This window comes from uncultured Mucilaginibacter sp., from assembly GCF_903913935.1.
Lineage (GTDB): Bacteria > Bacteroidota > Bacteroidia > Sphingobacteriales > Sphingobacteriaceae > Mucilaginibacter.
The window spans coordinates 1-13,655 of sequence record NZ_CAIWNH010000201.1 but is presented as its reverse complement, the minus strand read 5'-3'; the positions used below and the strand labels follow the sequence as shown (position 1 = coordinate 13,655).

At 43.4% G+C, this 13,655-nt stretch carries 7 protein-coding genes; all 7 read right to left on the bottom strand.

Annotated elements, in window-relative coordinates:
* The coding region (locus tag QZY09_RS07420; protein WP_295670382.1) for a glycoside hydrolase domain-containing protein at positions 1 to 1,277 on the bottom strand (1,277 nt) is incomplete at its 3' end.
* A 2-nt stretch (positions 1,278 to 1,279) separates the two neighbouring features.
* A complete protein-coding gene (locus tag QZY09_RS07415; RefSeq protein WP_295670379.1) occupies positions 1,280 to 2,407 on the bottom strand; it encodes a DUF5009 domain-containing protein in 1,128 nt (375 codons plus the stop codon).
* 15 nt (positions 2,408 to 2,422) lie between these two features.
* Positions 2,423 to 5,368, bottom strand: a complete 2,946-nt coding sequence (locus QZY09_RS07410) for a beta-galactosidase (protein ID WP_295670376.1) — start codon at positions 5,366 to 5,368, stop codon at positions 2,423 to 2,425.
* Positions 5,369 to 5,388: 20 nt separating this feature from the next.
* Positions 5,389 to 7,539, bottom strand: coding sequence for an alpha-N-acetylglucosaminidase (locus QZY09_RS07405; RefSeq protein WP_295670374.1), 2,151 nt, complete (start codon positions 7,537 to 7,539; stop codon positions 5,389 to 5,391).
* A 189-nt stretch (positions 7,540 to 7,728) separates the two neighbouring features.
* On the bottom strand, positions 7,729 to 8,601 hold the full coding sequence (locus QZY09_RS07400; protein WP_295670372.1) for an inositol oxygenase family protein: 873 nt from the start codon (positions 8,599 to 8,601) through the stop codon (positions 7,729 to 7,731).
* Positions 8,602 to 8,698: 97 nt separating this feature from the next.
* Positions 8,699 to 10,264 carry a RagB/SusD family nutrient uptake outer membrane protein gene (locus tag QZY09_RS07395; RefSeq protein ID WP_295670369.1) on the bottom strand — a complete coding sequence of 522 codons (1,566 nt, stop codon included), beginning with the start codon at positions 10,262 to 10,264 and terminating at the stop codon, positions 8,699 to 8,701.
* A 20-nt stretch (positions 10,265 to 10,284) separates the two neighbouring features.
* The gene (locus QZY09_RS07390; RefSeq protein ID WP_295670366.1) at positions 10,285 to 13,512 is read right to left on the bottom strand and encodes a TonB-dependent receptor; all 3,228 of its coding nucleotides are present in this window, start codon (positions 13,510 to 13,512) and stop codon (positions 10,285 to 10,287) included.
* Positions 13,513 to 13,655: the final 143 nt, after the last annotated feature.

Here is a 13,655-nt window from a genome sequence, read left to right as displayed (position 1 = left end):
TCTGAACGTGTATACGGAATATATCCATTCTCATTATAGAGCTGCATATCGTTTTGTACAAAGGGCGCTTCCATGATATTACTTTTCATGGCTTTGTAGGCGAACTCCTTGTCAAACCCGGCCACACCTTTCAGGTAAGTATCCACGATAATGGCAATGGCATGGTTACCGGTCATCGTCTCTGTGGGCAAGTGGCCGGTTTGTTTGTAAACATCCAGCATCGATAAGATCACATCATTTTCTTTTTCGGGATAAAGCAGCGTCAGCAAAGGGTTTAGCGATCGAAAAGTATCCCAGGGGGAAAACCCTCCATATTGGTGACGACCGCTTTTTTGCTGTATTTTACCATCGGCGCCGGCATATTGCCCGTCAGCATCTTCAATTACCCAGGGAATCAATAAAGAATGATAAAGCGCGGTATAAAAAACCGTTTTATTTTGCTCACTGTTATCCCTCACCTCAATAACAGCCAGTTTTTTCGCCCATTCCCTGCTGGTTTGTAGGCAAACTTCATCAAAATTTGCCCCCCCAATTTCCTTGTCCAAATTATTTTGCGCCCCTGCGAAGCTGACCGATGATGCACTCAGTTGGATGCCTATAATTTGTTGATGATTTGGATCAGCAGGAAAAGACAGCAACCATCCTCCTTTTACCGGTTTTATCCCTTCGACATCAGCACCCAGGTTAACTACGGTATGACCATTCGAAAAATGCAAACTCCTTTTGGATTGCTGAAGGAGTTCGCCGGTATCACCAATGAAAATCCGAGGGGCTTGCTTTGCTTTAAAAGTAAAACGAAACAGTCCGGTACGGAGTGTTGCCGTAGCTTCAGCCAATGTACCGTCATCGTCAAAAACGACACTGTAAAAACCCGGATGGGCACGTTCATTGCGATGTAAAAAAGGTCTGCTGTAAGCACCATCCTCAAAATTATCTTGCTTGCCAACCGGCATGATAAAAAAGCGCCCCGACGCGCCGAAGGGAAAACCACTCAAATGGTTAAAACAACTGAAATAATAAATGCTGCTGTCTGCGTAATCGTAGCCCCTGTTTCCGGTCAGGCTGGTCTCGGGCGTAAGTTGAACTGCGCCAGAAGGTGCCACTGCTCCGGGATAAGTTCCGCCATTGTTCCCCCATTTGGTTGGCACATTACTTTTTGATGTGCCGATAAAGGGGTTTACATAGTTAAGCTTATTGTTTTGCTGGCCAAATCCCTGCCGGGCTAAACCAAGCAGGGCTAAAATCAAAAGGAATTTGGCCGATCGTTTTGCCCGCATAGTTAAATTTTAATGTAGATTCTTTTTCTATCTAATACATAAGCTACCAGCCAGCATAGCAGCATATAGCTTATTGCAAACACCAGGGTGCCCGTTGCACCAGGAAACAGGGGTTGATAGAAAACCTGGTTGATCCAATCGTAAAAACTCAAATGAGCACCAACCCAAATCAATTGCAACGTGGTTAATAGGAGTTCAGAAAGCAAATAAATGGCGAGCGGATTTCGACCAAACACCAAAAAAAACTTAGTTCCGCGTTGCAGGTGTTTTATTTCGATAAGATAAACCAGCAGGCCCAAAATAGAAAGGTCAATGCCAACCGTAAGTAAAACAAATGAACTCGTCCATAATTTTTTGGCGATAGGAAAGAACTGCCCGATAAATAAGGCAGCAGCTACAAGTAAACCTCCGTAAATAAAAAGCTTGGCAACAGCTTCATAATTTTTTCCCTTCTTTTGAATAAATGCACCGGCTAAAAAACCGGCTATTACATTCACAATACCCGTCATGGTGCTTAAGAGTCCTTCAGGATCAAAAGCAATAGGACCGCCTTTGTCGTGATATAAATGGTCATTCCCCATGATCATTATATCCAGGCGGGTTCCAGCGTTGCCAAGCATGGTAAATTCCCTGCCAGGTTCGCCAAAGAAGCGTAGAAAAGCCCAGTAGCCTGTTAATAACAACACCGAAATAATCACCGCGGCTTTTTCTGAACAATAATGTACAACCAGGGCTCCAAAAAAATAACACAGGGCAATACGTTGCAATACACCCATAATCCGGGTATGCGCGAGCGGGTTAAATGCCCAACCGCCATTCGCTCTGTGAAAAAACGGAAACCAGTACATCAGGTAGCCAAGTAAGAAGATGATTACCGTACGTTTTACTATTTTACTCAGAAAGGCGGCATTGGTTTCGAATTTATTTTTGGAGAAACTGAGCGCATTACCTACTGCAAATAAAAAGGAGGGAAAGACCAGGTCGGTCGGCGTAAAGCCAAACCAGGCAGCATGATCCAGCGGCGTCCAAACGTCGGCGTCGGAGCCGGGGGCATTCACGATGATCATGAAACATAAGGTCATTCCGCGGAAAACATCAAGAGCAGTAAATCTTTCAGTAGTGATACCCATTTCTTAAAGTATAAATTAATTTAATATTGTTTTCAAATGCTGAATGGTTCGCCCGGCAGCTGTTTCAGGGCCTATAACCACATCATCAGGTTGATTTCCGTCTTCCTCAAATATCACGAGTTCATTTAAACCTTTTTTCAACCAGCATTCAGGTATGTACAAGCCCGGGGCCATTATTTTCTCGGGATAGCGCCCCAAATTGTGTCCGTTTACCCAGATGGAGCCATGTCCCATTCCTTTTGGATCAACCCGCCAAATCGCTGTTTGGCCTTTAGGAATAGAAATATTGAATTTAGTGCGGTAAAAGCATGGTTGCGAACTTTGGTTGCTGTTTGATAACAGCGGCTGCCAGCCGCTTGGGCTGCCCGGATTACCCGGCCCGCCTTTCATTGACCAATCCAAAATCCGGGGTGCATTCCCGATAGTATTCATCGTTACGGGCTGATCTATTCCACCTTCGTTGGAATAGTTTTCAATAAAAACAGCAAGTTTGATAGGCCCTTTTAATACAGCAGAATCGGTTACTGTCAGCTCAAAAGGCACATTCCAGCCATCATAATGCGCTATCATTTTGTTATTAACGAACACGGTTGCGTTTTCATCGACACTTTTGAATGAAAATATTACTTTCCCGGCAACTGCATGCAATTGATCGACGATCGTTTCAAACCATCCAAATCCCTTGCTTTGTTGAAAGGCATCATCACCGATTTTATACTTTTTAAAGATTGTTGTATCAAAATCAGGTGGCCCATTTTTTACATCCTCCAGCCGGTTGGCTTTAGTAAAATACCAGCCATTTATATTACTGATGAAAGGGCCGCCCATTTTTATCCGAACATCGTCAAAAATTCCTTTGCGGTCTACATTGGTGATAGCCCCCAGGTATCCGGCCAATTTATCACGTCCATCATGCGCAGTAAAAACAGCAAAAGTATGTACACCTTTATTCAAGTGCAATGCAAGCTCCCCATCATCCAATTTCCATTTTACCGAAGGCTTGCCATCGATAAAAGCCTGCCCCCTGCCACCACCCTTCAGCTGAATGGTATAGTTCCCCGAAACAGGTATCTTAAGCGTTGAACGATACCAGGCATCCGCAGTGATATCGCCGTCGGCCCCCATTTGAAAAGGCGCAACACTGTGGAACCACCCTTTGGTGTCATAACCCGGCAAGGCAGGTGCAGATGCTGGTTTTCGCTCCCATTTACTTAGGATCATTTTTTTTTGCTGGCCGATAAAATGAGAACTTGTATTGTCCAATCCGATGTCTTTTTTATCCGTATAAATCCAAATAGACTTGTTAGCACTTCCCAGTGCCGGCGTTTCTGTTTCCATACTAAAACAATGACCTTTTGCCGAGATCTCTCCCAGGTAATCGTTGCCACAGACGATATAATTTTGACCTGCTATGTCGGCTATCCAGGTTTTATCCGTGCCTTCGCGGTTCATCGCCAAAACCCTTACCGTAGTTGATCCAACGGTAAAGGAAAATGCGAGCGGTTGTTTACTGGCAGGCATCACGGTGTCTATATCAATTTTACCGTTTTTGATATGGATTGCCGCAGACCTTGTTTGGACTTTATCCTTAGGCCCAGCGGTAAAATGCAATGAAAGCTTAGCTCCTTCCGGGCAATCGGCTATCATCGTTACGGTTTGCCGTTGTTTGACGATAACGAAAATACGGGTAAAGGCCCAGTCGAGTGTAATTGCAGGATTGATTTTGAAATCATGTACGATCGGAAATATTTCACCCGGCTGAAGCGTTAAACTACTGCCATTTAAAGTTAAGCTGGTAGTCACTTGTTTTGAACCGGGGTTATCCAGAAAAATAAGATCACCGGCGGCACTAGTACGTGCGCTTATTTTGACCAGTGTATCGGTTGTTATTTGACGATAGGCTGCTGAGCCGTCGGTGCTATTTTCGAGCACCTCCTGAAAACTGCGGGCAAACCATGCGGCCCGTTTAAAAGTGTAATAAATCGGCCGCAAATCACCAGCCTGTCCTATGGCAGCGCCATAATCATAAGATGCAGCATCTTCATTATTATTGCTATAGCCGAAATTAGAACCTCCGTGCACCATATAATAATTGTAGCCATTGCCACCATGTGCGATAATTTTCCATGTACGACGGTCGTATACACCGGCATCCTCCGGTTTTGGCCCATATTGCGAATACCAAACACTCCAAAACTCGGTACTGAACCAGGGGTTCGGTCTGGATGGATCGTCAAGATGGCCATCGCTGGCAGGGTCACTTGCATGGTGAAGGCCGCTAAAAAAGTAGGGCACCTGCAAACCCAAACCCAGAGCCTTTGCCTGCAAATGTTTAAAATACCCGTCGGGCATTACTGTGCCCCATCCGTTGATATGCTCATTTTCCAGTTGAACCAAAATTACCGGCCCACCTTTATTAATTTGGTTTTGAAAGACGATGGGTAATAACCTGTCAAAAAAACGATCGGCATAGTGCTCAAATACTTTATTGTCTTCGCGCACGCGCAAACCAGCCTTAAACTTAAGCCACAGGGGGTAGCCGCCATTATCCCATTCGGCACAATAATAAGGTCCTACCCGTACGATAGCGTACAAACCCATTTTTTTAACGATCGCCAGAAATTGCCCCAGGTTATGATCGCCGGAAAAATTAAATTGATTTTCCTTTTCTTCATGAAAATTCCAAAAAGTATAAATCTCCACACAGTTAAAACCTGCCCTTTTTATCCGCAAAAGCCTGTCGTACCAAAGTTGATGTGGTATCCGTGCATATTCCATCCCGGCTGAAACTATATAAGTCCGTTTGCCTTCAATCAGGAAGCCCTTGCTGTCAAAATCAATATAAGGCTTCGCAACTCCCGACGGCGGAAAAATATGATCGTTAATGGTTTGACCAAAAACCGGAGCATGGAATACAAATGAAATAAGCGCCAGAAAAAATAAAAAAAATCGTTTTTTCATTTGTTTTAAATAGAATGCTTTTAAAACGACATTTGAATCGTACGATGGTATTTTTCAAACAACTGTTTCGAAATGACGATTGCGTCTCCATGGGTGAGATCAGGGTAGGCGTTATCATGCGTATTCACCCATTGCCATTCCCATTCCTTTATCTGTTTGTCGAAATTTGCTGCATCAAATGTTGCCCCTGTTTCCATCGCTGTATTCATTTTTTTGAAAAACTGTATCCAACGTTGTTGATAATATCCTTTTATCAAACCGGCCCATTGCCTGTTTGAATATTCGCTTAAACCGCTTTCTTTATCCCCCCAAAGCGTAATAATATCTCGCGCATTAAATTCATATAGGGTTTTTTCCTGTTCGGTGATTCCGTTGGCTCTTGCTTCATTAATCCATTTGCCTAATAAAAAGTCTTTCCGGGTGCTTAACAGGGCATCAATATCATCCATTAACTGCAAAAATTTGCTGCTGTATAATTTGAAGTGTTCCTTATCCTTATTTACATAAGCTAAAGCGATTTTTTGTTGCAAGGGTGTTGCGTAATTGGCAAGCACCTGCCGGCTAACGTCCACCAGATCATATTGAAAGCCGTCGCTTTTTTTCAAATCCGGGGCAGCCTGTATCAATAAAGCCCATGCTTGAACTAATTTCTTCGGATCGTAGTCCAGGTGGGTTAAAACCCTGTCGACAGATTTCTTTAAGGTCGGCCGGGCGACGATGATAGATTCCGGTCCCCCTTCGGTAAGCCCGCTGCTGTAAACGGTATTGAGCAGGAGTTGCCAGGCCTCTTCCGCCTTGCTGCTGCTTTTTCCATAGCGCCGCCGGGCATAGTTTTTCACCCAGGCGTCGGCATCGATAGGGGTATCACGCCAAACGTTTTCAAGCATCAGCTCGAAAAGAGCGGGGTTTTGCTCAATCCCCTCCGGAGTTAGGCCGATGCCCATCATTTGTTTTGATTCAGGATCATGCAGGGCAATGGCAGGGTCGGCTGCCACATGGCGCATGCGGCCAAAGAGACTGATGTTACCGCCGAAATTCTGTAGCATACTCCAAATCCAGGGTTTCCCATAATACGCTTCGGTACGGTTCCACATGGGGTGGGCATCACTATACAGATCCAAAACGATCATGTGCTCATCAGGCACCGCATTTAAAAGCGCCCTGATCTGCTGCGGCTGCCAAAATTTATTGTTGTAATGAAACATCCAGCCCTGCATTACCCACACCGCTTTGGGATCAGCTGCGGCCATGGAGTTGAATACTTTTTTGCTCATTCCATCCAGGTAGGTGGAATCATTGGTCGGCGGCACGTTCTCGTTGAAAGTATCAGCAGAGTAAAGGTGGTCGGTACCAAATGCCGCCGTTTGCGCTTCAATATATTTTTTACCGATGGTCTCAAACATTGGATCATCGGGATCTAAAATGTAAACATCAGGAAAACCTGCATCCCAATTGGTTTTTTTTACCCTGGCGGTCGGAAATTTATCCTTAAAAGAGGGCGGTACGTGCCCGGTAAACGACGACAGAACTGGGGTCATTCCGAACGACCGTTCTCGTTCCAGGATCTTTTTCTGCAACGCCAGGTGCGCATCCATCCAATGCTGAGGCAAGGGGCCTCCCCAGGCATCAATATTTCCCATCCAAAACCAGGAAAAATAAGCAGGACCACTAAAAAAGTCACCAAGTTGCTCATTTGTAAAGCCCATTTTTTTGTAAACATCCTGCCAGATCGCTTCTTCTCCGGTAATCGCCAGGGGCATATTAATGCCGTTAAGGGCCATCCAATCAATTTCTTTTTGCCAGCGGGTCCAATCCCACCAGGACATCGAGTAATTAAATGTGCAGTAATTGAGATAATAGCGGTATTTGTAAGGAGTATTTTTATGGATCTTCTTTTTAACAAGCGGCAGCTTTACTGGTAAATTCAGGTTCGTCCCATTCCAACCAAAATCGCAATAACAATAATTTTTCAGGTAGTAATTTAATGCTGCAGCTACTGACAGCCCACTATTGCCCCTGAGGATAATTTTGCTGTCCTTCCCATCGAGTTCAAAAACATCTTTATGATCCCCGGATACTATACTTTCGATGAGAAATGAACCTGAACGGCCGGGGATGATCCGCTCGATAAATGCCTTTGAAGCTGCCTGGTCAACCTGGGCCGAGGCCATAAGAGTTATAAGTAAAAAAATAAAAACGAATAAATATTTGTGCATGCAATATTTTTTAAAATAGCCCATTCAAGCGCTGCCATTGGTAGGGTAAGTGTAAATAAAAACTGAAGTATCAACCCTAAGCCTCCCTTGTTGTCCGGGTAAGCTTTAAAATGCCCCCGCGAAGGACGCAAGGACATTTTTTAGCTATAATTTTACCGTTGCCGGGAAATATTTGGCGAGCAAATCCTGATAATAAGGCTTCAAATCCGCTACTACGGGCGCAACCAGGCTTTTGGAATACAGATCATAAGGGTTAAATTTATCAACCCATTTAAACATTTCCTGGTCGTGCGCACTTAAAATATGGTCATATTCCTTTTCGCGATGCTGTGCATAAAAGGAATGGTAACGGATCATATACAAAGCCTCTTCGGGGAGATAGTCTTTGGTAATATGGTAAAGATACTCATCATGGCCCCATGACATGTGCACCTGATCAAGCCCGCAATGAGGCGAATAAACACCATATTTAGTATTGAATCGTTCATCATAGGTATCCGGATTATCCGCAAAAAATTCAGGATAAACTATTTTATCTGAGAACTTACATCCTACCGGAAAGGTGTCGCCCACTACGTTCCATTGGGGTTCTCCAAACAAACAAAGCACTTTTCCTAGGTCATGAATAAAACCAGTGAGTACAAACCAATCAGGGTGCCCGTCCGCACGAATAGACTCAGCCGTTTGCAATAAGTGTTGTAACTGGTCTAATGAAGTATCTGGGTCTGAATCGTCAATAAGGGTATTTAAATACTCAAGGGCCTGCCACCAGGGCATTTCTTTTTTATCGAACTTTAAAAAATTGGCTTTTTTGGCCAACACATTGTCATAAGTCTGGTATTTATGGTTGAGGCGATAAAATTCGCGAACACCATCAATTTCCGGGCTATCATAGTTTCTGAATTCTTCTTTGGCTTTTGCGGGCTTTCCAGGCTCCGGGTATCTTTTTAGGACATCGTCTTCCCATGCGTCCAATGACGGTAGCGGCGCCAATTCATCCTCCGATTGGTTTTCCATAATTTTTATGATTAAATACTTACTGTTTTTTAAAAATTAATGGGCTCCTTTCGGAATACCCATTAATCATCAATCTAAAACCTAACAAAAGTCATTATCAATAATTGGGGTTCTGCGTAATAACGCCTTTACTTTCATCAATAATTTCCTGAGGGATCGGCATAAAATAATTCTTCGGCCTTTTAAACGTACGCGCAGGTACAATAACAGCGCTATTATAAGGAGCTAAAGGCGATGCTAACTTCGGCTTTCCAACAATGGTATCCAGGTTAACGACCTTATCTTTATCCCAGCGCAGTAAATCCTGCCAGCGAACATTTTCACCGCCGAGCTCAACCCTTTTCTCATGAATTAGCTGTTGCATGCCAGCGCCGGAAACCGGTTTGAGGCCCGCTCTTGCCCGCACTGCATTAATTTCGGCATCGCCACTTCCAGCACCGCTAAGCCTGATTTTTGCTTCTGCTACGATGAGGTAAACTTCGGCTGTACGCAAGAGCGGCTGTTTAAGATCAGAATTTAAATTCCCATCGCCACTAGGCATATAGGCCGTATATTTTCTGATATAGTAGCCGGTTTCAGACATACTTGGAAGCATTCTACCAGTAGTTTGGCCTGCTTTCCCGGCGAACATTTGAACCGCATCATCTGCCGATATACTTACCATATTGGTTTGATTGGCGATAGAATCGCCAACAGATAATAACGTGGCTGCTTTCCGTTTATCGCCTGTTTCAAAAGTACCTGCAAAATCCTGTGTTGGATGATGAAATCCCCATCCATTCCATGGCCGCGGAGAAAAATAAATATTGATGGGCGATTGCAATGAACCCGAAATCTCGCTATTTTGATTCCAAACCGCAAACAGCAATTCGGTACTGCCCGTCTGTTGAACGCCTACTGTAAAGTTATCGGTATAATTTGGCGATAAAGCATAGTTTGAATCTCCTGTTACGGCAGATCCGTACTGGATCGCTTTATTAAAATTATCTTCAAAAAGATAAAGTTTAGCCAATAAACCTTCGGCGGCACCTTTGCTTACCCGGCCTTTATCGGCATCAGCGTAGGTTTCTGGCAATAAGCTCACAGCTTTTACTAAATCCGATTCCACCTGAGCCCATATCTGAGCCTGTGTAGATTTGGCAACGTTATAATTACCGGAAAGCACATTATTTTCCAGAATCAATGGTACATCGCCATATATCTGGCTTAATATAAAGTAAGCATGTGCCCGCAAAAAATAGGCTTCGCCCATTGACCTGTCGCGAATAGGCTGGTCCATCACCGGAACTTTTGGTATATAGAGGATCGCGTTATTTGCGCGACCAATCTGTTCATACGCAAAAGGCCAGGTGTAATAGATGACTTGTAATGAAGGGTCGGCATTTAAATTACCCACCGACTTAAAGTCAGGATGGTCACCTGCTACATAAATATCATCCGACTGATCATCGTACGTATACAGTGCATGGCCAACCCAATCTTCTACATAAAGAATATTGTAAATACCCAGTACACCTGCAATCACATCACTTTGATTGCGCCAGTAGGACCCTGTTGTATAGGAACCTTTCGGTGTTTGATCGAGAGGCTTTTTTATACAGCCTTGCGTTAGCAGCAAGCTAAGGCAGCTGATCATTAATATTTTATATTTATTTGAGATCATAATGGTAAGATTTTATAAAATTAAAAAGTTGCTGTCATTCCAATAGTTACGTTCCTGGCACTAGGGTATTGCGCGACGTCGACGCCTTTTTGCAGGTTGCCGCCGTTATATCCCAGTTCAGGAGTAAAGCCTTTATACCCTGAAATCATCAGCACGTTATATGAACTGGCATAAAGATGAATATCAGGCAAGGCTATACCAGCCAATGTCTTTTTCACAAAAGTATATCCTAACGAGACGCTTTTTAATGATAAATAACTGCCGTTTTCAATCCAAAGATCTGATGAGCGGTAATTATCATTCAAATTGTAACCAGGTGAAGACAGCCTGGGGATGGTGTTGCTGGTTCCCGGCCCATGCCATCTTCCAAGCTCTTCAGCATACCAGTTAAATACCTGGGTTGCATCTAAACCAGCAAGGCGGTCGGCGTTATACAATTTAAGTCCGGATTCGCCAGCAAAACTGAATGCAAAATCAAAATTTTTGTAGGAGAGCGATCCATGAAACCCATAAACAAATTTGGGGTTAGGGTTTCCAAGATTTACCCGGTCTTTATCATCTACAATCCCGTCGCCGTTAACATCAAGGAACCTGACATCGCCCGGCCTTATGTTAGCTTTGTTTGGATCGTTTTTAATATTTGGATCATTATCGATTTCCGCCTGCGTTTGATAAATGCCACCGGTTTTAAATCCGTAAAACGAAGCTATTGACTGGCCTTCATAAGTACGTGAGATATCGACGTTTTCTCTACCATAGGGCGTAGCAGCTAAATAACCTCCAGTACCATAAAGTTTTGTTACTTTATTGTTTAAAAAGGATCCATTCGCACTAAATGAATACTTCAATTTTCCCCCAACAGCCGTATTGGAATAGTTTAATTCAATTTCCACACCGTGATTATTCATTTCGCCTGCATTCAGGTTCGGCAAAGAAATATATCCCGGATCATCAGGCAATACGGTTTTGGCCCCAAATGTTTCAACAATTGGATACTGGATGAGCATATGGGTAGTATTTTTATTAAAATAGGTAACTGATCCGTTCAGATGGTTATGTAGCGCAGCAAATTCCAGCGATATATTTGTCATACTTGCCGCTTCCCAGGTTACGTTCGGATTGGAAAGCGTTGTTACGGCAGCTCCATTTTGAACAACCGTATTTGAACCAAGTGCATAGCCATAACCACTGCCCAAACCTAACCTGCTCAAATACTCAAATGGTGTAATGTATTGGTTTCCCAATTCGCCCCAGCCACCTGTAAGTTTTAAAGAATTGAAGATTTCTTTAATACGGCCGGTATAAAATTTCTCGTCCGAAATCCGCCAGCCTGTGGAGAATGCAGGGAAATATCCCCATTGTTTACCTTTTGCAAACATACTGGAGCCATCGGCGCGCATTGTTACCGTTAGTAAATATTTACTATCATAGGCATAATTTACCCTGCCGAAATACGACTGCAAGCCAGTTGAATTCATAAAGTTACCACCGTTACCAGGGCTGCCTCCAAAATCTAAAACGCGTTGGTTAGGATCAGTATCCGTAAAACCGCTTCTAGAAGCGTTCACATAGTTACCTTTATTTTCCTGTGCAGAATATCCGCCTGTAAAAGTGATTTCATGAACATCATTAAAAATTTTATTGTAAGTAAGGTAGTACTCCTCTAAAAATTGGGTCGTATTTGAATAACCCTGATTGAGCGAGGATACCGATGGTCCGCGGGTTTGCTCTGGTGTTGCTATCGAGAAATTGTATGACTGATTGTAATTTCCGTCATAACCATAATTTGCCCGCACCTTTAGTCCTTTTAGTATTTCCAGCTCTGCAAAGCCATTGGCTGAAATTCTGTTTGTTTTGTTGTACTGGTCGGTTAATTTAGCTGTTTCAACCGGGTTATTAATATCGCCCAGCTGGTTATCTGCCTGCGAACTACCCCATGAGCCATCAGGGTTGGTTACCGGTATAGCCGGATTAAATCGTATGGCTGTCCAAACCAGACCTGTCTGTGTCGACCTTGTGTCAGGGGATACATTATTGGTATTGGAGTAAAATACGTTTTCGCCAACCTTTAATTTCGATGTCAACCGGTGTTCGGAATTGATCCTAAAATTATAACGCGTGAACACAGAATTTGGGATCATACCTGTTTCGTTATAATAATTGCCTGACATACTATAATTCGAACTGGCACTACCTCCGGTTACGGCAATATCAGCGTTACGTACATGGCCGGTACCCAGCAAAGCCCGCTGCCAATCTGTCCTTTGGGTAGAGTAGTAAGGATTGCTCCAAATGGTAGGCGGAGTGGCACTATCGTTATTGTAGGATTCTGTTTTTAGTTGTGCCAATTCAGGGGCCGTGAGCATGTTAATGTATTTCACAGGAGAATTTGCACCCTCATACAGGTTAACGTTTGTTTTTGATTTTTCATTATAGTTGCCCTTTTTGGTTGTGATGAGTACCACACCATTTGCAGCCCTGGAACCATAAATAGCCGATGCAGATGCATCTTTTAAAATTTCAATGGAGGCGATATCGTTTGAATTTACGTCATTCAATCCACCTGAAGGAACACCATCAATGACAACAAACGGGTCTGAATCGTTTATAGTACCTGTACCCCTTATCCGGATAGTTGGCACACTTCCAGGTGACCCGTCGCTCCGGACAATGTCAACGCCAGCAGCCTTTCCCTGCAGGGCAGCGGCCGGATTACTCACCGGCAGGTTTTTTAAATCTTCGCCTTTAACACTTGCGATAGAACCTGTTACATCCTTTTTTGACTGTGAACCGTAACCCACTACGACAACTTCTTTCAGCGCACCGACCGAAGAAGGCATGATAATGGTAATGTTATCAAGCGTTTGATCGCCAACAACAATGTGTTTCTGTACAGGTTGCATCCCGATGTAAGAAATACTCAGGTCGTATTCGCCCGGTGGTACATTTATTTGGAATTTTCCATTCACATCGGTTGAAGCAGACAAACCGAGCTTCTTGATGGACACCGTCGCCCCCGGCACCGGTTGATTGTTTTCATCGAGCACGGTTCCTTTTACCGGAGTTCCCTGGGCAGATAAAGCAGAGTTAACTAACTTCGAAGGTCTACCTCCTCGGGTGGTCTCCATTGCCTTTCCCTGTAAAATCAAACAAATGACCATAAGGAAAGTAAGTGCTGATGGCTTTAACAAAGAAACCTGGCAGGATCTCTTCAGCATAAAGCTTTCTTTTTGTAAAATTTGGTTCATAGAGTTTAGTTTTTTTTCAAAAAATTAATAATAATTGTGAACATGATGTAAGCGTGGTTATTTGTGAATTTTTAATCATTAGAGTTATTTATATTTATTCCTTTCTAAAACTTGTATTTGTTCGTTGTTTTTGGTCGCTATTA